17 protein-coding genes are annotated in these 22,550 nt (G+C 62.5%); 7 read left to right on the top strand and 10 right to left on the bottom strand.

What is annotated here, in order from left to right:
• Window positions 1-733 precede the first annotated feature (733 nt).
• The 8 genes from sucD to sdhC all read right to left on the bottom strand — a co-directional run bounded on the left by sucD (window position 734) and on the right by sdhC (window position 10,314).
• Window positions 734-1,606, bottom strand: a complete 873-nt coding sequence (gene sucD / locus ACWPWQ_RS08120) for a succinate--CoA ligase subunit alpha (RefSeq protein WP_042649072.1) — start codon at window positions 1,604-1,606, stop codon at window positions 734-736.
• Entirely contained in the window at window positions 1,606-2,772 is a 1,167-nt protein-coding gene (sucC, locus tag ACWPWQ_RS08115) for an ADP-forming succinate--CoA ligase subunit beta (protein ID WP_106886993.1), read from the bottom strand. The genes sucD and sucC overlap by 1 nt, the downstream gene beginning before the upstream one ends.
• Window positions 2,773-2,878: 106 nt before the next feature.
• The gene (gene odhB / locus ACWPWQ_RS08110) at window positions 2,879-4,066 is read right to left on the bottom strand and encodes a 2-oxoglutarate dehydrogenase complex dihydrolipoyllysine-residue succinyltransferase (RefSeq protein ID WP_454009514.1); all 1,188 of its coding nucleotides are present in this window, start codon (window positions 4,064-4,066) and stop codon (window positions 2,879-2,881) included.
• 92 nt (window positions 4,067-4,158) lie between these two features.
• Window positions 4,159-6,969, bottom strand: a complete 2,811-nt coding sequence (gene sucA / locus ACWPWQ_RS08105) for a 2-oxoglutarate dehydrogenase E1 component (protein ID WP_454009513.1) — start codon at window positions 6,967-6,969, stop codon at window positions 4,159-4,161.
• A gap of 115 nt (window positions 6,970-7,084) precedes the next feature.
• Window positions 7,085-7,801: a succinate dehydrogenase iron-sulfur subunit gene (locus ACWPWQ_RS08100; protein WP_139435404.1), complete on the bottom strand. Its 717-nt coding sequence runs from the start codon at window positions 7,799-7,801 to the stop codon at window positions 7,085-7,087.
• Window positions 7,802-7,818: 17 nt separating this feature from the next.
• A complete protein-coding gene (gene sdhA / locus ACWPWQ_RS08095; RefSeq protein ID WP_025326735.1) occupies window positions 7,819-9,585 on the bottom strand; it encodes a succinate dehydrogenase flavoprotein subunit in 1,767 nt (588 codons plus the stop codon).
• A 1-nt stretch (window position 9,586) separates the two neighbouring features.
• Window positions 9,587-9,931: a succinate dehydrogenase, hydrophobic membrane anchor protein gene (gene sdhD, locus ACWPWQ_RS08090; RefSeq protein WP_005326929.1), complete on the bottom strand. Its 345-nt coding sequence runs from the start codon at window positions 9,929-9,931 to the stop codon at window positions 9,587-9,589.
• On the bottom strand, window positions 9,925-10,314 hold the full coding sequence (gene sdhC / locus ACWPWQ_RS08085; protein WP_025326734.1) for a succinate dehydrogenase cytochrome b556 subunit: 390 nt from the start codon (window positions 10,312-10,314) through the stop codon (window positions 9,925-9,927). The genes sdhD and sdhC overlap by 7 nt, the downstream gene beginning before the upstream one ends.
• 423 nt (window positions 10,315-10,737) lie before the next feature.
• Between sdhC and ACWPWQ_RS08080 the strand changes: the two genes are divergently transcribed.
• The 3 genes from ACWPWQ_RS08080 to ACWPWQ_RS08070 all read left to right on the top strand — a co-directional run bounded on the left by ACWPWQ_RS08080 (window position 10,738) and on the right by ACWPWQ_RS08070 (window position 13,022).
• On the top strand, window positions 10,738-12,024 hold the full coding sequence (locus ACWPWQ_RS08080) for a citrate synthase (protein WP_025326733.1): 1,287 nt from the start codon (window positions 10,738-10,740) through the stop codon (window positions 12,022-12,024).
• Between the two features lie 95 nt (window positions 12,025-12,119).
• Window positions 12,120-12,434 (top strand): DUF4377 domain-containing protein, encoded by a 315-nt coding sequence (locus ACWPWQ_RS08075; protein WP_139435402.1) that lies wholly within the window; start codon window positions 12,120-12,122, stop codon window positions 12,432-12,434.
• A 93-nt stretch (window positions 12,435-12,527) separates the two neighbouring features.
• Window positions 12,528-13,022, top strand: a complete 495-nt coding sequence (locus ACWPWQ_RS08070) for a GNAT family N-acetyltransferase (RefSeq protein ID WP_342058548.1) — start codon at window positions 12,528-12,530, stop codon at window positions 13,020-13,022.
• A gap of 62 nt (window positions 13,023-13,084) precedes the next feature.
• Here ACWPWQ_RS08070 and fabB read toward each other — a convergent pair whose 3' ends face one another.
• The gene (fabB, locus tag ACWPWQ_RS08065) at window positions 13,085-14,296 is read right to left on the bottom strand and encodes a beta-ketoacyl-ACP synthase I (protein ID WP_202045310.1); all 1,212 of its coding nucleotides are present in this window, start codon (window positions 14,294-14,296) and stop codon (window positions 13,085-13,087) included.
• Window positions 14,297-14,386: 90 nt separating this feature from the next.
• On the opposite strand from fabB, the gene mnmC reads away from it, so the two are divergent.
• Window positions 14,387-16,411, top strand: a complete 2,025-nt coding sequence (gene mnmC / locus ACWPWQ_RS08060; protein ID WP_454009512.1) for a bifunctional tRNA (5-methylaminomethyl-2-thiouridine)(34)-methyltransferase MnmD/FAD-dependent 5-carboxymethylaminomethyl-2-thiouridine(34) oxidoreductase MnmC — start codon at window positions 14,387-14,389, stop codon at window positions 16,409-16,411.
• 72 nt (window positions 16,412-16,483) lie between these two features.
• On the opposite strand, the gene ACWPWQ_RS08055 is transcribed toward mnmC, so the two are convergent.
• A complete protein-coding gene (locus tag ACWPWQ_RS08055) occupies window positions 16,484-17,089 on the bottom strand; it encodes a DUF922 domain-containing protein (RefSeq protein WP_404838316.1) in 606 nt (201 codons plus the stop codon).
• 319 nt (window positions 17,090-17,408) lie between these two features.
• Here ACWPWQ_RS08055 and dcuC point away from each other — a divergent pair, with 319 nt between their 5' ends.
• The 3 genes from dcuC (at window position 17,409) to ACWPWQ_RS08040 (ending at window position 22,450) form a co-directional block, all read left to right on the top strand.
• Window positions 17,409-18,761 carry an anaerobic C4-dicarboxylate transporter DcuC gene (gene dcuC / locus ACWPWQ_RS08050; RefSeq protein ID WP_202045304.1) on the top strand — a complete coding sequence of 451 codons (1,353 nt, stop codon included), beginning with the start codon at window positions 17,409-17,411 and terminating at the stop codon, window positions 18,759-18,761.
• Window positions 18,762-18,862: 101 nt separating this feature from the next.
• Complete coding sequence (locus ACWPWQ_RS08045; protein WP_454009511.1) at window positions 18,863-20,524, top strand: bifunctional metallophosphatase/5'-nucleotidase; 1,662 nt, start codon at window positions 18,863-18,865, stop codon at window positions 20,522-20,524.
• A gap of 282 nt (window positions 20,525-20,806) precedes the next feature.
• Window positions 20,807-22,450 (top strand): hypothetical protein, encoded by a 1,644-nt coding sequence (locus tag ACWPWQ_RS08040; RefSeq protein WP_454009510.1) that lies wholly within the window; start codon window positions 20,807-20,809, stop codon window positions 22,448-22,450.
• Window positions 22,451-22,550 lie beyond the last annotated feature (100 nt).

Genomic DNA, 22,550 nt, shown 5'->3' with positions numbered 1-22,550 from the left:
GGCCCGATTTTTCAAGGCTGGCGGCCCAGCCGCCCATGCCCATCAACACCCGGCCTCTGGGGATCCGTGTTGATCGACGATGACATCCCAAGAGCCGAAGATCACCCATGTGCAGCCATTTCCACAAACTTTTTGGCAAATCTGCTTAGCATTCTGGCCGTTGAATTCGTAAAAGAATCCCACCCGTCAGTCCCCAATGACTACAACGCCAGCCGCCGTTGCCGCATTGCGTCCTATCAACTGGACCTAAACTGATTAGTTGCAAGTCCAGCCCGTTAGCTGGACAGAGGACGTTGACATGAAGACGTTGAAACTTGCGTTGTTAATAGCGGCTTCGCTATTACTCGCGTCCTGCTCCTCCTCGGACTCGGTATTCCCGGGAGAAGCGCCCGCCGCTGGAGGTGTCCCCCCATCTGGAGGAATGGAGCCTGCTTACGGCAAAGGAGGGGGTCGCAATAACTTTGCCGCCACCCTTCCACAGGATGCCCAGCAGGAGATGTCTGTTTTAACAGATTAAGTGCACAGCCCTGGCCGCTTCCCCGGGGCCCATACCAAGCCTCGCACTCTTTGGAATCAGTCCGGTTCTGGGTTCATCCCGCCAGCCACCAGACCCGTACATCACCAACCTGCAACCAGGAAATGGTGCAGGTTCGTGCCAAGCAATATGAAACCCAACGCCAATAAAAAATGCCGCCCTGGGGCGGCATTTTGCTATCTGAACTAACAGGCTAACTTACCAGCCGGTCACTTCGCGCAGGGCCTTGCCGATATCGGCCAGGGAGCGCACGGTTTTCACGCCGGCATCTTCCAGGGCGGCAAATTTCTCGGCCGCAGTGCCTTTACCACCGGCGATGATGGCGCCCGCATGACCCATGCGCTTGCCAGCCGGGGCGGTGACGCCTGCGATATAGGAGACCACCGGCTTGGTGACGTGGGCCTTGATGTAGGCCGCTGCCTCTTCCTCGGCGCTGCCGCCGATCTCGCCGATCATCACGATGGCTTCGGTCTTGGGATCGTTCTGGAACATCTCCAGGATGTCGATGAAGTTGGAGCCCGGGATGGGGTCGCCACCGATGCCGACGCAGGTGGACTGGCCGAAGCCTTCGTCCGTGGTCTGCTTGACCGCTTCGTAGGTCAGGGTGCCGGAGCGGGAGACGATGCCCACCTTGCCCGGCTTGTGGATGTGACCCGGCATGATGCCGATCTTGCACTCACCCGGAGTGATGACGCCCGGGCAGTTCGGCCCAATCATGCGCACGCCGGTTTCCTGCAGCTTCACCTTGACCTGCAGCATGTCCAGGGTCGGGATGCCTTCGGTGATGGTGACGATGAGCTTGATGCCGGCGTCGATGGCTTCCAGGATGGCGTCCTTGCAGAACGGGGCCGGCACATAGATGACGGAGGCGGTGGCGCCGGTGGCTTCCACGGCGTCACGGACGGTGTTGAACACCGGCAGGCCCAGGTGGGTGGTGCCACCCTTGCCCGGGGAGACGCCGCCGACCATCTGGGTACCGTAGGCAATCGCCTGTTCGGAGTGGAAGGTACCCTGACCGCCGGTGAAGCCCTGGCAGATCACCTTGGTGTCTTTGTTGATCAGAACGCTCATTATTTGGCCTCCGCTGCTTTAACCACTTGCTGAGCTGCGTCAGTCAGACTCGTTGCGGCGATGATATTGAGGCCGCTGTCGGCCAGTTTACGGGCACCCAGTTCGGCATTGTTGCCTTCCAGACGCACTACCACGGGCACCTTGACCCCCACTTCCTTGACCGCACCGATGATGCCTTCCGCGATCATGTCGCAGCGCACTATGCCGCCGAAGATGTTGACCAGCACGGCCTGTACCTTGCTGTCAGACAGGATGATCTTGAAGGCCTCGGTCACGCGCTCCTTGGTGGCGCCGCCGCCGACGTCCAGGAAGTTGGCCGGTGAGCCGCCGTGCAGGTTGACGATGTCCATGGTGCCCATGGCCAGACCCGCGCCGTTGACCATGCAGCCGATGTTGCCATCGAGGGCCACATAGTTCAGCTCCCACTGGGCGGCATGCGCTTCGCGGGGGTCATCCTGGGAGGGATCGTGCATCTGGCGCAGCTTGGGCTGACGATACAGGGCGTTGGCGTCGATGTTGATCTTGCCGTCGAGGCAATGCAGGTTGCCCTTGTCGGTGATGACCAGGGGGTTGATCTCCAAGAGGGCGAAGTCGCAGTCCAGGAACATCTGGCCCAGGCCCATGAAGATCTTGGTGAACTGCTTGATCTGATCGCCGACCAGACCCAGCTTGAAGGCCAGCTCGCGGGCCTGGTAAGCCTGCGGGCCCACCAGGGGATCGATGGCCGCCTTGTGAATGAGTTCCGGGGTTTCGTGGGCGATCTTCTCGATGTCCACGCCACCCTCGGTGGAGGCCATGAAGACCACGCGGCGGCTGCCACGGTCGACCACGGCGCCCAGATAGAGCTCCTTGGCGATGTCGGTGCAGGACTCTACCAGGATCTTGGTGACCGGCTGACCGTTGGCGTCAGTCTGATAGGTGACCAGGTTCTTGCCGAGCCAGTTCTGGGCGAAGGCGCGGATCTCGTCCTTGCTCTTGGCCAGCTTGACGCCGCCCGCTTTACCGCGGCCACCGGCGTGGACCTGGCACTTGACGACCCAGGTGTTGCCGCCAATCTTGTCGGCCGCTTCGGCCGCTTCCTGCGGGGTAGCGCAGGCATAACCTTCGGAGACCGGCAGGCCATACTCGGCAAACAGCTGTTTTGCCTGATATTCATGCAGATTCATAGATGCTCTATCCGTGTTGTAGGTATTTCCGTCCGGGGCTCGTGTTTCTCAATCCCCTGTGAATGGGGGCCTGGGCGGCCCCTCGTTATCTTTCAGTCACTCTTGCTCAGACATCCAGCAGCAGACGGGTCGGGTCTTCCAGCAGCTCCTTGATGGAGACCAGGAAGCCCACGGACTCGCGGCCGTCGATGATGCGGTGATCGTAGGAGAGCGCCAGGTACATCATCGGCAGGATCTCGACCTTGCCGTCGACGGCCATGGGGCGGTCCTGGATCTTGTGCATGCCCAGAATGGCGCTCTGGGGCGGGTTGATGATGGGGGTGGACATCAGGGAGCCGAACACGCCGCCGTTGGTGATGGTGAAGTTGCCGCCGGTCAGTTCGTCCACGGTCAGCTTGCCGTCACGGCCCTTGCCGGCCAGGTCTTTGATGGCCTTCTCGATATCGGCGAGGCTCATGTTGTCGCAGTCGCGCAGCACCGGAGTCACCAGACCGCGGGGGGTGGAGACGGCGATGCTGATGTCGAAGTAGTTGTGGTATACCACGTCATCGCCATCCAGCGCCGCGTTCACTTCCGGGTAGCGCTTCAAGGATTCGACCACGGCCTTCACGTAGAAGGACATGAAGCCGAGCTTGATGCCGTGCTTCTTCTCGAAGATCTCGCCGTACTGCTTGCGCAGCTTCATGATGGGCGCCATGTTGATCTCGTTGAAGGTGGTCAGCATGGCGGTGGTGTTCTTGGCCTCCAGCAGACGCTCGGCGATGCGCTTGCGCAGACGGGTCATGGGCACCCGCTTCTCGGTGCGACCGGCCAGGGGGGCTATGGGCGCAACCGGTGCGGCGGCCACGGCGGCGGGGGCTGCCGGCTTGCCCAGGTTCTTGATGAAGGCATCCACGTCTTCCTTGGTGACACGACCGCCCTTGCCGGTGCCGGTCAGCTTGGCCACGTCGATGTCGTGCTCGGCCACCAGGCGGCGCACGGAGGGGCTCAGGCCGTCGGCGGCGTCATCGGCCGCCGCTTCCACCGGCTTCTCCTTGGTCTCCTCACCGGCCACAGGGGCCGCCTTGAGAATGGCGATCAGCTGGCGGGAGAGCACGGTCGCACCTTCCAATTGCAGGATGTCACCCAGTACGCCGGCTTCCGGCGCGGGGACTTCCAGCACGACTTTATCGGTTTCGATGTCAACCAGTACTTCGTCACGGGCAACCAGGTCGCCCGGTTTCTTGTGCCAGGTGGCGATGGTGGCGTCCGCCACTGATTCCGGCAGGTCCGGTACCTTGATCTCGATAGTCATGTAATCAGTTCCTTGTTACTTCTTGGCCAGCAGGCTTGTTCCAGAGACGGAGAGGGTCGGCTGCACAGAGCCACCTCCCCTTCGCAACTCGTTTATTCCAGGGTCAGCGCGTCTTCCACCAGGGCTTTCTGCTGTTTGGCGTGGACAGACATGTAACCGACGGCCGGTGAGGCCGAGGCCGGACGACCGGCGTAACGCAGACGGGCATGGCTTGGCAGCACGCTGTCATAGTGATGACGGGTGCTGTACCAGGCGCCCTGATTCTGCGGCTCTTCCTGACACCAGACGAAATCGGTGACGTGGGCATAATCGGCCAGGATGGCGCGCACTTCCTCTTCCGGGAAGGGGTAGAGCTGCTCGATCCGCACCAGGGCTACATCCTGCTGCTCGGCCTTGCGACGGGCATCGAGCAGGTCGTAGTAGACCTTGCCGGAGCAGAAGACCACCCGCTTGACCGCTTTCGGATCCAGCGCGTCGATCTCGCCGATGGCGTTCTGGAAGGTACCTTCCGCCAGCTCGTCGAGCTTGCTCACCGCCAGCGGGTGGCGCAGCAAGGACTTGGGCGTCATCACGATGAGCGGACGGCGCATGGGGCGCACCACCTGACGGCGCAGCATGTGGAACACCTGGGCCGGGGTGGAGGGCACGCACACCTGCATGTTGTGCTGGGCACACATCTGCAGATAGCGCTCCAGACGGGCGGAGGAGTGCTCCGGGCCCTGGCCCTCATAGCCGTGGGGCAGCAGCATGGTCAGACCGCACATCCGGCCCCACTTCTGCTCGCCGGAGGAGAGGAACTGATCCACCACCACCTGGGCGCAGTTGGCGAAGTCGCCGAACTGGGCTTCCCAGATGGTGAGGCCAGCCGGCTCGGCGCTGGCGTAGCCATATTCGAACGCCAGTACCGCGTTTTCGGTCAGCACCGAGTCGTAGATCTCGAACGGACCTTGCTCGTCGTGCAGGTTGCACAGCGGGGTGTAGGTGCTCGCATCGGTCTGATTGTGCAGCACGGCGTGGCGGTGGAAGAAGGTGCCACGGCCGGAGTCTTCCCCGGTGAAGCGGATGCGCGCGCCCTTGTCCACCAGGGTGGCGTAGGCCAGGGTCTCGGCAAAGCCCCAGTCCACCAGCTTCTCACCGGCGGCCATCAGGCGGCGATCTTCGTAGATCTTCTCGACCTGGCGTTGCAGCACATGGGTGGCCGGGTACTGGCTGATGCGCTCGCCGAGGGACTTGAGGTGATCCATGGGCACTGTGCTGTCGTAGCTCATGGCCCAGTCGTGACCGAGATAAGGGGTCCAGTCCACGGAGTGCAGCTCCATGGGGCGCCACTCCTTGCTCACCCGCTCGCCCCGATCCAGGGTATCGCGGTAGTCGTTGACCAGGGTAGTGGCCAGCTCGGGAGTGATGGTGCCTTCACCAATCAGCTGATCGGCGTAGATCTTGCGCGGCGTCGGGTGCTGCTTGATCTTCTGGTACATCAGGGGCTGGGTCGCGCTCGGCTCGTCCGCCTCGTTGTGACCGTGACGACGGTAGCAGACCAGCTCGATCACCACGTCGCGCTTGAAGGTGTTGCGATAATCCAGCGCAATCTGGGTCACCAGCACCACGGCTTCCGGGTCATCCCCGTTGACGTGCAGCACAGGTGCCTGCACCGCCTTGGCGATGTCGGTACAGTATTCGGTGGAGCGCAGGTCACGTTGATAGGAGGTGGTGAAACCAACCTGGTTGTTGATGACGATGCGCACAGTGCCGCCGACGCCGTAGGCGCGGGTCAGGGACATGTTGAAGGTCTCGGCCACCACCCCCTGCCCCGCGATGGCGGAGTCACCGTGGATGGTGATGGGCAGGACGCTTGAGCCATCCTTGTCACCACGGCGGTCCATACGGGCACGGACCGAGCCGATGACCACGGGGTTGACGATTTCGAGGTGGGACGGGTTGAAGGCGAGCGCCAGGTGGACGTTGCCGCCCGGGGTGGCGAAGTCGGAGGAGAAGCCCATGTGGTACTTCACATCCCCTGTGCCCCAGGATTCCCCGTGCTTGCCGGCGAACTCGTCGAACAGGTCCTGGGCGCGCTTGCCCAGCACGTTGATCAGCACGTTCAGGCGACCGCGGTGGGCCATGCCGATGACGGCCTCCTTGCAGCCCTGCTCACCGGCGCGGCGGATAAGCTCTTTGAGCATGGGCACCATGGCATCGCCCCCTTCCAGGGAGAAACGCTTGGCCCCCGGGAACTTGGCCCCCAGGTATTTTTCCAGCCCTTCGGCGGCGGTCAGGCTCTCGAGGAAGCGGGTCTTCTCCTCGGTGCTGTAGTTGCCCTTGGCTTCGATGGATTCAAGACGGTCTTGCAGCCAGCGCTTCTCCTCGGTGGAGGTGATGTGCATGTAGTCTGCACCTATGCTGCTGCAGTAGGTCTTCTTCAGCGAGGCGTAGAGATCGGAGAGCACCATGGTCTCGCGACCGATGGCGTAGGAGCCCACGTTGAAGGTGGCCTCCATGTCTGCGCCCTGCAGGTTGTGAAATGCCGGGTCGAGTTCGGCAACGGTTTCACGGGTCCACAGGCCCAGCGGATCCAGATTGGCATTCTGGTGACCACGGAAACGGAAGGCGTTGATCAGCTGCAGTACGCGCACCTGCTTGGCATCCACCTGGGGATCGGAGACCGGGGCGCTGTAACGGGAGGGATCCTTGGCCAGGCGGCGGAAATAGTCGCGAACCTGGGAGTGGGGTTGTTCGACTGCATGGCCATTGACCTGGGGCAGCTCGCTAAACAGGCTGCGCCACTCTTCGGCCACGGAGTCGGGGTTTTCCAGGAAGGATTCGTACAAATCCTCAATGTAGCTTGCATTCGCACCAGCCAGGTGAGATGACTCCAACCAGGCCTTCATCACGCCGTTATGCATTTCTATCCCTTGTACATCTTGTTCACTGCAGCGCAGCTTGTAGGGTCATAGCCATCCCGGGACGGGATGGCTATCCAGAGGTCGGGCCCGGCGCAAGGCGCCTCAGGCCCTGGTATCAAACAGCCCGGTTGAGCAACATCGACTTGATCTGACCAATGGCCTTGGTCGGGTTCAAGCCCTTGGGACAGACGTTCACGCAGTTCATGATGCCGTGGCAGCGGAACACGCTGAAGGCGTCATCCAGGTTGCCCAGTCGTTCGGCAGCCGCGGTGTCGCGGCTGTCCGCCAGCCAGCGGTAGGCGGCGAGCAGCCCGGCCGGGCCGATGAACTTGTCCGGGTTCCACCAGAAGGAGGGGCAAGAGGTGGAGCAGCAGGCACAGAGAATACACTCGTACAGGCCATCCAGCTTGGCGCGCTCTTCGGGGGATTGCAGGTGCTCACGCACGGGCGGCAGTTTTTCATCGTTGATGAGGAAGGGCTTGACCTTCTCCCACTGGGTGTAGAACTGGGTCATGTCGATCACCAGATCGCGGATCACTGGCAGACCAGGCAGGGGCCGGATGACGACCTTGTTGCCCTTCTTCAAGAGATCGGAGAGCGGGGTGATGCAGGCAAGACCGTTCTTGCCATTCATGTTGAGACCGTCCGATCCACAGACCCCTTCGCGGCAGGAGCGGCGGAAGGAGAGCGTGGGATCCAGCTCCTTGAGCTGGATCAGTGCGTCGAGCACCATCATGTCGGAACCTTCAGGAATATCAAGACGATATTCCTTCATATGGGGGACGTTATCAACATCCGGGTTGTATCTGTAAACAGAGAATGTGACGTTCATTGTGGTTGCCTCCGCAATCAGTAAGTCCGCACCTTGGGTGGGAATGCCTCACGGGTTTTCGGAGACATGTTGACAGCACGACGGGTCATGGACTCGGTGTCCGGATGATAGAGGCTGTGGCACAGCCAGCTCTCGTCGTCACGCTCCGGGAAGTCGAAGCGGCTATGGGCGCCCCGGCTCTCGGTACGGAAGTTGGCGGCAACCGCGGTGGCAAACGCCGTCTCCATCAGGTTGTCCAGCTCCAGGCACTCGATGCGCTGGGTGTTGAACTCCTTGGAGGTGTCGTCCAGACGGGCATTCTTGAGGCGCTCGCGGATGAGTTTCAGCTCGGCCAGCCCTTCTGCCATGGCGTCCCCTTCGCGGAACACGGAGAAGTTGTTCTGCATGCAGCGCTGCAGGTCACGGCGGATCTCGGCGGGATCCTCGCCATCGCGGTTGTTCTCCCAGCGATTGAAGCGGGCCAGCGCCGCGGCGATGTCGGACTCGGACGCCTCGCGACCATGATCCATCTCACCCAGGGTCTCCACCAGGTGCATGCCGGCGGCACGACCAAACACCACCAGATCCAGCAAGGAGTTGCCGCCGAGGCGGTTGGCACCGTGCACGGACACGCAGGCGATTTCCCCCACCGCGAACAGGCCGACCACGGGGACGTCGTTGCCGTCTTTATCCTGGGTCAGACACTGGCCGTTCACGCTGGTCGGCACGCCGCCCATCATGTAGTGGCAGGTCGGGATGATGGGAATGGGTTCCTTGACCGGATCCACGTGGGCGAAGGTGCGAGAGAGCTCGCAGATGCCCGGCAGACGAGATTCCAGCACCTCTTTGCCGAGGTGATCCAGCTTGAGCTTGATGTGCGGGCCCCAGGGACCGTCGCAGCCACGGCCTTCGCGGATCTCGATCATGATGGAGCGGGCCACCACGTCGCGACCGGCGAGATCCTTGGCGTTGGGCGCATAACGCTCCATGAAGCGCTCACCATCTTTGTTGAGCAGATAGCCGCCTTCACCACGGCAACCCTCGGTCACCAGTACCCCTGCCCCGGCGATGCCGGTGGGGTGGAACTGCCAGAACTCCATGTCCTGCACGCCGACCCCGGCACGCAACGCCATGCCGACGCCGTCACCGGTGTTGATGTGGGCGTTGGTGGTGGACTGGTAGATACGACCGGCGCCGCCGGTGGCAAGCACCGTGGCCTTGGCCTTGAAGTAGACGACCTCGCCGCTCTCCATGTCGATGGCGGTGCAGCCGACGATGTGGCCATCCTGGTTCTTCACCAGATCCAGGGCATACCACTCGGAGAAGACGGTGGTCTTGTTCTTGACGTTCTGCTGATACAGGGTATGCAGCAGGGCGTGACCGGTCCGGTCGGCAGCCGCCGCGGTACGGGCCGCCTGCTCGCCGCCAAAATTCTTGGACTGACCGCCGAAGGGGCGCTGATAGACAGAGCCGTTGTCGAAGCGGGAGAAGGGCAAGCCCATGTTCTCCAGCTCATAGATGGCCTCGGGGCCGGTCTTGCACATGTATTCAATCGCTTCCTGGTCACCGATGTAATCGGAGCCCTTGACGGTGTCATACATGTGCCACTGCCAGTTGTCGTCATGGGCATTGCCCAGGGCAACCGTGATCCCGCCCTGGGCGGAAACCGTGTGGGAACGAGTCGGGAAAACCTTGGAAAGCAGTGCGCAGCTCTTGCCGGACTGGGCAATCTGCAGCGCGGCGCGCATGCCGGCACCACCGGCACCGATCACGACCGCATCAAATTCACGAGTTGGAATAGTCACCTTACACACCCCACAGCACGACGAAACCCGTCATCAGATAGACGAACAGCACCACCACCAGCGCAAACTGCAGCGCACCGCGCAGCCCGACCGGCTTGATATAGTCGGTCAGCACCTGCCACAGACCGATCCAGGCGTGGATCAGGACGCACAGCAGCGTCAGCAGGGTGAAGACCTTGGTGAAGGTGGTGGCGAAGAAGCCGGTCCACACCTCGTAGGTAATGTCGTTGAAGGCGACAAAGCCCACCAGATAGAGGACGTAAGCCGTCATGATGAGGGCGGTGGCGCGGATCAGGATGTAATCATGAACACCGCTGCGCCCGAAAGTTGCAGAATTGGTTACCATACCAGTACCCCCGCCAATACCGCCAGAATCCCGGTAATCACGAAGCCCACCCGGGCACTCTGATTCGCGGAATCCAGCTCTTCCCAATGCCCCATGTCCATGACCAGGTGACGCAGGCCGCCCACTATGTGGTATGCCAGCGCAGTCAGGATCCCCCACAACACGAACTTGACCAGGAAGTTGTCCATGATGGCAACGACGGTTTCAAATCCTTCGGGAGAGGAGAGTGAAGTTCCAAGCATCCACAGCAAGATGGCCAGCGCCACAAAGGTGATGACCCCTGAGACACGGTGCAAGATGGAAGCGATGGCGGTGACAGGAAAGCTGATCGTTTGCAGGTCGAGGTTTACAGGTCTCTGTTTATTTTTCACGGCTTTGCCCACTCAGCTCCATTGAGCACGTTAGTTATTGTTTTCACACGCTTTGAGGGCGAGGAGTGGCATTTGTTAGGTTTTTGTTACCAAAACAACTCGGAAAAGCCAAAAACAACATTTTAGATATCACATCTGGCTTTGCGAAAGCGTTTCAAACACCGACGGCCATCACCCACGAGGCGCAGTATATCGGCGGCCTTAACCAATGACAATCAATTAGCTACATAGAAAACCCAAAACCGTAAACCAGATCTCACAACCGCTTTAACAAGTCATTAATGATCATTCAGGAAAATTGACAAGAGAGTGGTTCTCTGGTTCAAATAAGGCGCTCCAGCCGCCGTGGTACGGGTAAGAACCTTTGCCAGCGTCATGAAAGTCGTAATAAAGTAGGACTGGAACCAAATTATAAAAGAGCAAAGGAGACGTGCTATGGCTGATAAGATAGCCACCCTACATCTGCCCGGAAAAGAGCCGGTAGAACTACCGATCCTGTCCGGTACTGTTGGACCCGATGTAATCGATGTCAGAAAGCTGGGCTCGCAAGGGTACTTCACCTTCGACCCCGGCTTTATGGCCACCGGTGCTTGCAAATCATCCATTACCTATATCGACGGAGATCAGGGTGTCTTGCTGCACCGTGGTTATCCCATCGCCCAGTTGGCCACCCAGGCCAGTTACCTGGAAGTCTGCTACATACTGCTGTACGGCGAGGCGCCCACCAAGACGCAATACGCGGAATTTGAACGCCTGGTCACCCGCCACACCATGGTGCACGAGCAGATCGCCTTCTTCTTCCGCGGCTTCCGCCGTGACTCCCACCCCATGGCGATCATGTGCGGTGTGGTCAGCGCCCTGTCCGCCTTCTATCACGATGCCCTCGACATCAATAACGAAGAGCATCGCGAGATCTGCGCCTTCCGTCTGCTCTCCAAGATGCCGACCCTGGCCGCCATGTGTTACAAGTACTCCATCGGCCAGCCCTTCATGCAGCCGCGCAATGCCCTCTCCTATGCCGGCAACTTCCTGCACATGATGTTTGGCGTGCCGACCGAAGAGTACAAGGTCAACCCCATCGTCGAGCGCGCCATGGATCGCATCTTCACCCTGCATGCGGACCACGAGCAGAACGCCTCCACCTCCACCGTGCGTCTGGCCGGCTCCTCCGGTGCCAACCCGTTTGCCTGTATCGCTGCGGGGATCGCCTCCCTGTGGGGTCCGGCCCACGGCGGTGCCAACGAAGCCTGCCTCAAGATGCTCGAAGAGATTGGCTCCGTGGATCGCATCCCCGAGTACATTGCCAAGGCCAAGGACAAGAACGACCCCTTCCGTCTGATGGGCTTCGGTCACCGGGTCTACAAGAACCACGACCCCCGTGCCACCGTGATGCGCGAAACCTGTCACGAGGTACTGACCGAGCTGCAGATCAAGGATCCGCTGCTGGACGTGGCCATGGAGCTGGAGCGCATCGCGCTCTCCGACCCCTACTTCATCGAGAAGAAGCTCTACCCGAACGTGGACTTCTACTCCGGCATCATCATGAAGGCCATCGGCATCCCCATGTCCATGTTCACCGTGATCTTCGCCATCTCCCGCACCATCGGCTGGATTGCCCACTGGAACGAAATGCACTCGGATCCGGACCAGAAGATCGGCCGTCCGCGTCAGCTCTATACCGGCCTGGCCCAACGGGATTTCACTCCCCTCGATCAGCGCTGATCCGGCGAGTTGTCATGGTTTGTTACAAAGGCGGTCATTGACCGCCTTTTCATTTGAGGGTTTAATCGCGCCCTTTTACGCCAAGGACACCCATCATGAAAGCGCCCCTGCTCCTCTGCTCCGCCCTGTTGCTCAGCGCCTGCCAGAGCACCCCGACCACCCAGACCCTCTATGTCCAGGACAAGCTGGCCGACTGCGTCGGTGTCGCCCCCATGAAGTGCATGCAGGTGCGCAGCCAGCCGGGCGAGAGCTGGACCCTCTTCTACCAGCAGATCGAGGGCTTCACCTTCGAGCCTGGTTTCCGCTATCAACTGGAAGTGCGTACCGAACAGCTCACCGACGTGCCGGCAGACGCCTCCTCGGTGCGCTATCAGCTGATCAAGGTGGTGAGCAAAGAGGCCGTTCGCTGAACCACGAGGGCTGCGGTTCAATTTGCACGCCCCCTGGGTTATGCTGAGCCCCTTCTTTCAAGGGTTGACCAGGGGCACGTGCCCTCCAGTACGATGATCAAGATCAGAACCATACGGGCCCTCGACTGGCCCGCCATCATGGCCATTCAGAGCGAGTGCTACCACCAGCTGGAGCCCGAGCCCCTCGAGGTGATGAGCAACAAGGCAGAGCTCGCCCCCGCCTGCTGCTGGGTCGCCGAGCGTCAGGGCCGGGTGCTCGGTTACCTGCTCTGTCATCCCTGGCGCGCCCACTGCCCTCCTCCGCTCTCGCAGCCCTTGCAGTCCCTCACCGACCACGAGGAGTTCTACCTGCACGATCTCGCGGTCAGTGGCGAGGCGCGCGGTCTGGGGGTGGGCCAGCGGCTGCTCGCCACCGCCCTCGCCTTTGCCAGCGATGAGGGTTACCAGCATGCCGGGCTGGTGGCGGTGCAGGATGCCCCGGCCTTCTGGCGCAAGCAGGGCTTCGTGCCAGCCAGGACCCCCAAGTCGCTGGAGGAGTACGGCGAGGGCGCCGTCTATATGCGGCTGCCTTTGACCGAACCGGCCTGAGGCCCAGTTCAAGCCCAATAAAAAAGGCGCCTTGCGGCGCCTTTTTTCACTTCATCGGCCCATCAAGCCTTGAACTTGCTGAACACCAGAGAAGCGTTGGTACCGCCAAAGCCGAAGCTGTTGGACATGACGGTATTGAGATCGGCGGCTTCGTACTCGCGCACTATGGGCAGACCCACGGCCTTCTCGTCCAGGTTCTCGATGTTGATGCTGGGGGCAATGAAGCCGTGTTCCATCATCAGCAGGGAGTAGACGGCCTCGTGCACGCCGGCGGCGCCCAGGGCATGACCGGTCATGGCCTTGGTGGCGGAGAGCTTGGGCGCATTGCTGCCAAACAGGGTCTGGATGGCTTCCAGCTCCTTGGTATCACCGACCGGGGTGGAAGTGCCGTGGGTGTTGATGTAATCCACAGAGCCGACACCCTGCATCGCCATCTTCATGCAACGCACCGCGCCTTCACCGCTCGGGGCGACCATGTCGTAGCCGTCGGAGGTGGCACCGTAACCGGTGATTTCGGCGTAGATGTGGGCACCGCGGGCCAGGGCATGTTCCAGCTCCTCGACCACCAGAATGCCGCCGCCACCGGAGATGACGAAACCGTCGCGGTCCGCATCATAGGTACGGGACGCCTTTTCCGGGGTGTCGTTGTACTTGGTGGAGAGGGCACCCATGGCATCGAACTGGATGGTGGAAGACCAGTCCAGCTCCTCGCCGCCGCCGGCGAAGACGATGTCCTGCTTGCCAAGCTGGATCAGCTCCAGTGCGTGACCGATGCAGTGGGCAGAGGTGGCACAGGCGGAGCTGATGGTGTAGTTGACACCCTTGATCTTGAACGGGGTGGCCAGGCAGGCAGAGGTGGTGGAGGACATGGTGCGCGGCACCATGTAGGGACCCACACGCTTGACCCCTTTCTCACGGGCGATGTCCGCAGACTCGGAGGTGTTCTTGCCGGAGGCGCCGCCGGAGCCGACCACTATGCCGGTACGCTCGTTGGAGACCTGATCCTCTGGCAGACCCGCGTCAGCGATGGCCTGCTCCATGGACAGATAGGCATAGGCCGCGGCGTCACCCATGAAACGCATGACTTTACGGTCGATCAGTTCAGACGGATCGAGTTTGATGTTACCCCAGACACGGCTGCGCAGGTTGTACTGTTCAAACTGCTCGGAATAGGTGATGCCGGATTTGCCTGCTTTCAGGGAGGCCAGCACCTCTTCCTTGTTGTTGCCGATACTGGAGATGACGCCGATACCGGTGATCACTGCTCTTCTCATTAATTCATCTCGTCTGGAAAAACTGGCACCGAGTCTACCCGCTTTCGGCTGCCAAACTGGTCTGCTTTCACGTAGAATGCCCGCGAATTTATGACGCGAGCAGAGGAAAACGTGAGTCAAACATCCTTACATCATGCCCGATTGGACTGGAATGAAGCGGGAACTCCAGTCTCCAGTGAGTTCGGGGATGTGTACTTTTCCAATGATAACGGTCTAAGTGAAACCCGCTACGTCTTTTTATTGCAAAATCACCTACCGGCACGATTTTCGCACCACGATAGTGACAGTTTCGTGATTGGCGAAACAGGTTTCGGCACAGGTCTTAACTTTCTGGCGACAATGGCCGCCTTCCTGGAACAGGCCCCCCAATCCGGCAACGGCTCACACCTGCACTTCATCAGCTTCGAGAAATACCCCCTGGCCCAGGCCGATCTCTGCAAGGCCCTGGCGGCCTGGCCCGAGCTTGCGCACCTTAGCCAGCCTCTCATCGACCAGTGGCCGCTGCCGGTCTGCGGCTGCCACCGCCTCATTTTTGCCGGCGGCCGCATCCGCCTCGATCTCTGGCTTGGCGACATCAAGGAGATGCTGCCCCAGGTGCCTCACGGCCCCCAGGGTCTGGTGGATGCCTGGTATCTGGATGGCTTCTCGCCTGCCAAGAATCCCGAGATGTGGACACAAGCGCTGTTCGATGGCCTTGCTCGCCTCGCCCGCCCCAGCGCGACCCTCTCGACCTTTACCTGCGCCGGTTTCGTGCGCCGCGGTCTGATTGACGCCGGTTTTGCCATGAAGAAGGTGAAGGGGCACGGCAGCAAGCGGGAGATGCTGGCAGGGAGGCGGGAGGACAAAGTGCCCGAGCAGAGCATCTCCCCCTGGTATGCCCGCCCCGCCGGCCGGGACGGCGAGGTGCTGATCATCGGCGGCGGCATCGCCTCGGCCATGACGGCGCTCTCCCTGGTGGAGCGGGGTCGCAAGGTGACCCTGCTGTGCGAAGAGGGCGAGCCCGCCACCGGTGCCTCCGGCAACCGGCAGGGGGCGCTCTATCCGCTGCTTAACGGGGAGCACGACGCCCTGTCGCGCTTCTATTCCCTCGCCTTCGGCTATGCCCGCCAGCGGCTGCTGGCCCTGGCCGCACGCCATCCCGTGGCCTTCTCCCTGTGCGGCGTCACCCAGCTCGGCTATGACGACAAGTCCGCCGCCAAGCTCGCCAAGATGGGTCAGGCTCCCTTCCCCCCCGAGCTGATGCACCCACTCTCTGCCTCGGAAGTTGAGCAGGTGGTCGGCCTGCCCTGCGGCCACGGTGGCGTCAGCTACCCCCTGGGGGGCTGGCTCTGCCCGGCGGATCTCACCCGCGCCGCCCTGAAAGAAGCGCAAGCCAGCGGTCTGCTGCGCCTTGAGTACCACACACCGGTGAGCACCCTCAGCGAGCTGGCAGACGGCTGGCAGGTGGAGAGCCTGGATGGCCGCCAGTGGCAGACCCCCAACCTGGTGGTGGCCGCCGGTCACCGGCTGCCCGCCCTGCTCCCCTTCGCGGAGCTGCCGCTCTACCCGGTGCGCGGTCAGGTGAGCCATGTGCCGACCACGGCGCGGTTAAGCCAGCTCAGGACTGTGCTCTGCTACGACGGCTACCTCACCCCGGCCCACGACGGAGCGCACTGCATCGGGGCCAGCTATGGCCGCAATCAGAGCACCCTCGCATTCAGTGCCGAGGAGCAGGCTCAGAACCGGGCGCGGCTGCAAGCCTGCCTGCCGGATCAGAGCTGGCCTGCCGAGGTGGACGTGAGCGGCAACGAGGCGCGGGTGGGCGTTCGCTGCGCCAGCCGGGATCACCTGCCGGTGGCAGGGCCAATCGCCAGATTGGCAAGCCTCGCGGATCAAGACCCTAAGGCCCCCGCTGATCAGCAGCGCGCGCTGCCCCTGCACGCCGGTCTCTATGCGCTGGGCGCCCTCGGCTCCCGGGGTCTGTGCTCGGCGCCGCTCTGCGGTGAGCTGGTGGCGAGCGAGATCTGCGGGGATCCGTTGCCGCTGGCCGCCGATCTGCTGGAGGCGCTGCATCCGGCCCGCTACTGGGTACGCAGGCTGCTCAAGGGCAAGCCCCTGCGCGATCCGGCGTCCTGATCCCAACCCAGATTGGACCTCAAACAAAACGGGCTTCCCCAGGGGAAGCCCGTTTTTTATTGGCGATGACGATCAGCTGCCCTCTGGCCAGCTGACCCCGAGCTTGCGCCCCCGATCGGTCTGCTGCGCCAGGGTGGCGAATCGATCCCGGGTCGCCTCCAGCACCGCCTGCCCCTGTTGCCAGCCCTGGTACTGCAAGGCGGCGCAATCCCGGGCGACGGGCAACTGGGCGAACCGGATGCCGAGCTGGCTGACGCTTTCGAGCAAGATGTCCTTGTGACGGCTCTCGTAGTCGAACATGGCCGCCACCAGCTTGTCCCACTTCTGCCGCTCCGCCGCGGACGCCCTGCCCTTGTCCATCCAGTTCGGCACCCTGACCTGGATGCGGGCCGTCACCTGGGCCTGATCCAGCTCGCAGCGCGCCGGGGTCGCCCTGGTCTGCAACTGCCAGGAGAGCTGATAGCTGGCCCTGCCGATATGGCCGTCCGCCTGGGCAGGCGACAAGGCGGTGATCTGGCGCATCACGGCGGCCACATCGGCTCCTGATACCCGATAGAACTGGAAATCGACCTTGATATCGGGCGCCACCCGAATACCTGCATAATGGGAGGGTGCTGCTCCGATTGAGGCGGCATATATGAGGGCCGCCACCGCCCCTGTCTTGCTGAAGAGTCCCATCGTCGTGCTGCCTTGCTCCTTGTGAGTCCGGCGTAATTTCAATTAATAATCAATGAATTAATAGTCAGTGTGGGAGATTAACCGCGATCAGGGGCGCTGTCACCTGCTCTCGGAGCCGGGGGCGGCAAAGGGGCGGCTTCCACCCGTTCAGAATGGGGATTTGCAAGGGAGATCACAGCCAGCCACCATCCCCATGGCGAATTACTCCTTATGAGGTAATAATCCCGGCGTTTTTGTTGGCACATGTCGAGCTAGCCAGTCCAACCCTCTGCTCAGCCCGTTAGATGCCCGACGTCACTCCATACTCAGGAACCTATTTATGATGGAACTCCTTATTGGCACCCTGGTCACCCTGGCCGTGGGTCGCTACATCTTCAAGGGCTATTCGGCGACCGGGGTGCTGCTCAGCGGCGGCCTCTTGCTGCTGGCGATCACCGCCCTGATGGGCAAGGCGGTGCTGCCAGCCAGCGTCACCTCCACCGGCCACGTGGCCACAGACGTGTTCGAGTACGTGCGCTTCCTGCTGGTAGACAGGGGGGGCGGCCTCGGCATGCTGATCATGGTGCTGTGCGGCTTTGCCGGCTACATGAGCCACATCGGCGCCAACACCATCTTGGTGAAGCTGGCCAGCAAGCCCCTTGGCATCATCAAGTCCCCCTACATATTGCTGGTGGCCGCCTACCTGGTGGCCTGTGCCATGTCGCTGGCGGTGAGCTCAGCCACCGGCCTCGGCGTGCTGCTGATGGCGACCCTGTTCCCGCTGATGGTCAACATGGGGATCTCCCGTGGCGCCGCGGCCGCGGTGTGCGCCTCTCCGGCCGCCATCATACTGGCCCCCACCTCCGGGGACGTGGTGATGGCCGCCCAGGCCGCCAACATGGAGCTCATCGAGTTTGCCTTCAAGCTGACCCTGCCCATCTCCCTGACGGCCATAGCCGCCATGGCGGTGACCCACTTCTTCTGGCAGCGCTATCTGGACAGAAAGTCCGGCGAGCACAACGAGGCGGTCGCCCCGAGCGATCTCATCACAGACGCCCCCGGCTTCTACGCCATACTGCCGTTCACTCCCATCATCGGCGTGCTGCTGTTTGACGGCAAGCTGGGCCCCAAGCTCGACATCGTCACCATCATCGTCATCTGTCTGGTGCTGGCCGCCCTGCTGGAGCTGGTGCGCAAGCGCAACGGCCGCGAGCTGCTGGACGGTCTGCAGGTGTGCTGGCGCAGCATGGCCGACGCCTTCGCCGGCGTGGTCATGCTCTTGGTGGGGGCCGGGGTCTTCGCCCAGGGGCTGATGGGGCTCGGCTTCATCGCAAACCTCTTGGATCTGGCCCAGAGCTTTGGCACAGGCGGCGTCATCATCATGCTGGTGCTGGTGGTCATCACCACCCTGGCCGCCTTCACCACAGGCTCGGGCAACGCCCCCTTCTACGCCTTCGTGGAGCTGATCCCGCACCTGGCCACCAGCCTGGGCGTCAATCCCGCCTACCTGGTCATCCCCATGCTGCAGGCTTCCAACCTGGGTCGCACCATCTCGCCGGTCTCCGGGGTGGTGGTCGCCTGTGCGGGCATGGGCAATCTATCCCCGTTCGAGGTGGTCAAACGCACCTCCATGCCGGTCGCCGTCGGCCTCTTGGTGGTGATCCTCGCCACCCAGATCCTGGTGCCTGCCTGAGTACCGTCTGACGCTTTTCCAGCCCGGCGTCTGCCGGGCTGGCATCCCCCCCACCCCTTGCAGTAGACTCGGTGCTCTTTTTCCCTAAGGAGGACCGAGCCTTGAGTATTACGGTTCAACTTGCCCACTTCAGTGACTGCCACTCCCATTTCGATGGCGCGCCCATGCGCTTCTCCCCAGAGGGTGAGTCCGAGTGGCGCACCCAATGTGGCGGCTACGGCCGCATCCTGACCCGGCTGACCGCCCTGCGCCAGCAGGCCGCCGCCGCGGGCCAGACCTGCCTGCTGCTGCACGGGGGTGACACCTTCCAGGGGTCGCTCTATTTCAACCGCTTCAAGGGGCGGGCCAACGCCGACCTGCTCGGCCTGCTGCGACCGGATGCCATGGTGATCGGCAACCATGAGTTCGATCTCGGCAACGGCCCGCTGGTGGAGTTTCTGCGCCAGCTCGACTATCCGGTGCTGGCCGCCAACCTCGACAGCAGCCAGGAGCCGGCCGATGCCCCGCTGCGGCTGCACGGCTTGCCACAGCTGTATGATGCCAGCCGCCCCTGGCACAGGCGCGTCATCGACGGCGTCCCCTTCGCCCTGCTCGGCATCACCTTGCCGCAGATGGCCGCCATCGCGAGCCCGGATCCCCATACCCGCTTCCACGGCATCGAAGAGACCCTCAGCGCCGCCCTCGGCGAGATCAAGGCCGAAGGAATAGAGCACATCATATTGCTCAGCCACCTTGGGCTGGAGCAGGACAAGCGGCTGGCGGCCCGCTTCCCCGAACTCAGCCTGATTGTCGGCGGCCACACCCACAGCCAGCTGGGGGATCTGGCCCCGCTCGGACTGATGAGCGAGGGGAGCTACCCCTTGATGATCGAGGGGGTCGCCATACTGCATGCGGCCCACAGCGCGCTCTGCCTCGGGGTGTGCGAGCTGGAATTTGATGCGCGCGGGCGCGTTTGCCAAAGCCGCGGCCAGCTGGAGTGGCTGCCCTGGCAGCCATGGCCCTTTGCCTCGCCCCCGCCGGCAGGCCTCCATTTCTGCGAGCCAGCCCCCGAGATCGAGCAGCATCTGGCCAGGCGCTACCGGCCCGAGCTCGAGACCATGACCCGGCGCATCGTGACCCACCTCGCCGGGCCACTGCACCATCAGCGCCTGCCCGATGCCGCCCTGCCCGCCGGCAGTCAGGTCGCCCCCCTGGTGGCGAGCGCCATGCTGGCCGGCGCCCGCGAGCAGGTGGGTCAGGTGGATTTCGCCCTGCACAACGCAGGGGGGGTGCGCTGCTCCCTCGAACCCGGCCCCTTAAGCGAGGCGGACATCGCCGGGCGTCTGCTGCCCTTTGCCATCCCGCTCACCCTCTACCGGGTGCACGGCCATGAGCTGGCAGAAGCGCTGGAGGGGGCCATCGATAACGCCACCAACAACGGCGTGGTCGGCAATGGTAGCGGCAGTTTCCCTTACACCGCCGGGATGCGCTTCAGTTATCAGGCAGACAGGCCCAAGGGGAGCCGGATCACCCGCCTCGAATGGGAGGCGAGTCCGGGTCAGTGGCAGAGCGTCGAGATGGATGCCATCTATCGGGGGGTCTCCAGCGCCTACACCGCCTCCGGCAAGGAGGGCTACACTGCCCTGGCCCGCACCCTGACCCAGCACAATCAGGAGCTCGGCATCACCCTGGCCGACGCCTTTATCCGCTGGGCCCGCCATCTGCCCGAGCTGGCCCCCCTGCCGGCACTGGTGGAATACCAGAGCGCCAGTCCCATGGCCTGAGGCCCCTCGCCGGGCCCTCCCCTGTCAAGGCGCCGCTTTTCTTCGTGAGAGCGGCGCTTGTTACATTTTTCAAGCACAGTCCCCAGCCCCATTGCAGCAGACTGCCGGCCTCGGCAACACCAGCCAACAGCGGGCCCCGCTAATCATTTAGCCCACTGCGGGCACTGAAAACGCTACTTTTATACATTATTTCAAACACATCACCCCAGCCCATTGCATCGGACTGCCGGCCTCGGCAAGATAGGCCCGCTTTTACGTCTTTCCCGCAGGAACAGGTCATCCATGAATCACGCCATCCGTTTTACCCCTCAGCGCTACAACCCCGGGCTCAAGCCGCTGGTTGTCCTGCTCACCGCCCTGATGGCGCTGCTGTTTTGCTTGCGCAACCCGCTGTTCCACGGCATGGCACCCGGCTTTGATGCCTCCCTGTTTGCTGTGATGGGCAAGATGTGGAGCGAGGGGGGCGTGCTCTATCGGGACATGATCGACATCAAGGGCCCCATGATCTTCGCCCTCGATGCCCTCGGCTACTCCCTGGGCGGTTTCTTCGGGATCTGGCTGCTGGAGTGGGTGCTCTGCTGGCTCGGTCTGCTCGCCAGCTGGCAGGCGTTCTCCCAGCTGGGGCTCTCCCTGCGGGCCCGTCTCGGCAGCATGCTGGCGATCCTTGCGCTCTACAGCACCCGCTACTACTACGGCAACATGACCGAGGACTGGACCTTCCACCTGGCCCTCATCGCCCAGTGGGCCTTCATCACCCTGCTGCTGGACAAGCAGTTTCGCTGGGGCCCGGCCCTGGTGGCGGCCCTCACCTTCGCCATCGTGGCCTGGATGCGCACCAACAACGGCGCCTTCTGGGGAGCCTGGTATCTGGTGCTGTTCTGCCACTGGTGTCTGCGTGAGCAGTGGCGCTGCGCCTTCGGCCTGCTCTGCTCCAGCCTGCTGGGGCTGGCCCTGGTCGGCGGCCCGCTGTTTGCCTACTTCCAGCACCACGGGTTGCTGGACGAATTCAAATACTACGCCTTCGGCATCTTCTTCGAGGGGAGCTATGGCAACGGCTTCTCGCCGGAAGTGGGGGCCGTCGGCTTGCTGCGCACCGGCCTCATCATGCTGCTGCCTGCCTTCATGGTGCTGATGCTGGGACGCCGCCAGGAGTGGTATCTGCCCGCCCTCTGCGCCACCCTGTTCGGCGTGCTCTTCACCCTGATCGCCAACTCCGTCTCAGGCCACGTGTTCGATCACTACGACGTGCTCTACCTGCAGCTTGGCCTGCTGCCACTCGCCTGCCTGCTGGATCGCAGCGAGCAGCAGTCCGATGCCCTGGGCCTGCTCTGCATCTCGCTAGTGGTACTGACCGCGAGCTGGCTGCTGGCCCAGCAGCTCGGTTACGGCTGGAGCACCAAGGAGTGGTCGCTGCCGCGGGTGCGCGAAGTGCTCGGCAACAGCCTGCTGTGGGCCCTGCCGGTGCTCATCCTGGTGCCGCTCTGGCGCGCCTGGGATGTGCGCAGCGCCACCCCTTGGCTTGCGTCGCTCGCCATGCTGGCACTGCTGGTCAACAACGCCTGGGAGGGCAACCTCAAGGGCAAGCCGTTCAATCCGCCGGCCCAGGTGCGAGTCGACAGGATCAAGGCCGAGACAGGGCCGACCGACAAGATCTGGGTCGACGGCATACAGCCGCAATACTATCTGTGGACAGATCGCCAGCCCGCCTCCGCCTATCTGTTCTTCGCCAACGTCAATCCGCCCTATGACGTGCGCGAACGGGTGCTGGCCGACATCCGGCGGCAGGATCCCAAGTTCATCATCGCCAAGCCGGAGCGGGTGGCAGAGCAGCTGAAAACGCCGAGCTCTCCCTCCAGCCTCGCCTTCTATCAATATCTGACGGACCGCTACCAAGAGGTGGATCCGGGTCTCTATCGCCGGCGTTGAGACAGATTGACGAAGGTCGGGGCCGTCGCTGGCAACAGCGACGGCCCCTTTCATTGGCGTGCAGACCTGTGTTCAAGGGGGCCCATCATGATTACAATGG

It is taken from the genome of Aeromonas sp. Marseille-Q7275, from assembly GCF_965119515.1.
This window is presented reverse-complemented; position numbering and strand designations above follow the sequence as displayed.

What these genes read in the sequence shown, in the direction of transcription:
- sucD (WP_042649072.1), bottom strand. Translation starts at nt 1,606, where the DNA reads ATGAGCGTTCTGATCAACAAAGACACCAAGGTGATCTGCCAGGGCTTC.
- sucC (WP_106886993.1), bottom strand. Translation starts at nt 2,772, where the DNA reads ATGAATCTGCATGAATATCAGGCAAAACAGCTGTTTGCCGAGTATGGC.
- odhB (WP_454009514.1), bottom strand. Translation starts at nt 4,066, where the DNA reads ATGACTATCGAGATCAAGGTACCGGACCTGCCGGAATCAGTGGCGGAC.
- sucA (WP_454009513.1), bottom strand. Translation starts at nt 6,969, where the DNA reads ATGCATAACGGCGTGATGAAGGCCTGGTTGGAGTCATCTCACCTGGCT.
- ACWPWQ_RS08100 (WP_139435404.1), bottom strand. Translation starts at nt 7,801, where the DNA reads ATGAACGTCACATTCTCTGTTTACAGATACAACCCGGATGTTGATAAC.
- sdhD (WP_005326929.1), bottom strand. Translation starts at nt 9,931, where the DNA reads ATGGTAACCAATTCTGCAACTTTCGGGCGCAGCGGTGTTCATGATTAC.
- ACWPWQ_RS08080 (WP_025326733.1), top strand. Translation starts at nt 10,738, where the DNA reads ATGGCTGATAAGATAGCCACCCTACATCTGCCCGGAAAAGAGCCGGTA.
- ACWPWQ_RS08075 (WP_139435402.1), top strand. Translation starts at nt 12,120, where the DNA reads ATGAAAGCGCCCCTGCTCCTCTGCTCCGCCCTGTTGCTCAGCGCCTGC.
- ACWPWQ_RS08070 (WP_342058548.1), top strand. Translation starts at nt 12,528, where the DNA reads ATGATCAAGATCAGAACCATACGGGCCCTCGACTGGCCCGCCATCATG.
- fabB (WP_202045310.1), bottom strand. Translation starts at nt 14,296, where the DNA reads ATGAGAAGAGCAGTGATCACCGGTATCGGCGTCATCTCCAGTATCGGC.
- mnmC (WP_454009512.1), top strand. Translation starts at nt 14,387, where the DNA reads ATGACGCGAGCAGAGGAAAACGTGAGTCAAACATCCTTACATCATGCC.
- ACWPWQ_RS08055 (WP_404838316.1), bottom strand. Translation starts at nt 17,089, where the DNA reads ATGGGACTCTTCAGCAAGACAGGGGCGGTGGCGGCCCTCATATATGCC.
- dcuC (WP_202045304.1), top strand. Translation starts at nt 17,409, where the DNA reads ATGATGGAACTCCTTATTGGCACCCTGGTCACCCTGGCCGTGGGTCGC.
- ACWPWQ_RS08040 (WP_454009510.1), top strand. Translation starts at nt 20,807, where the DNA reads ATGAATCACGCCATCCGTTTTACCCCTCAGCGCTACAACCCCGGGCTC.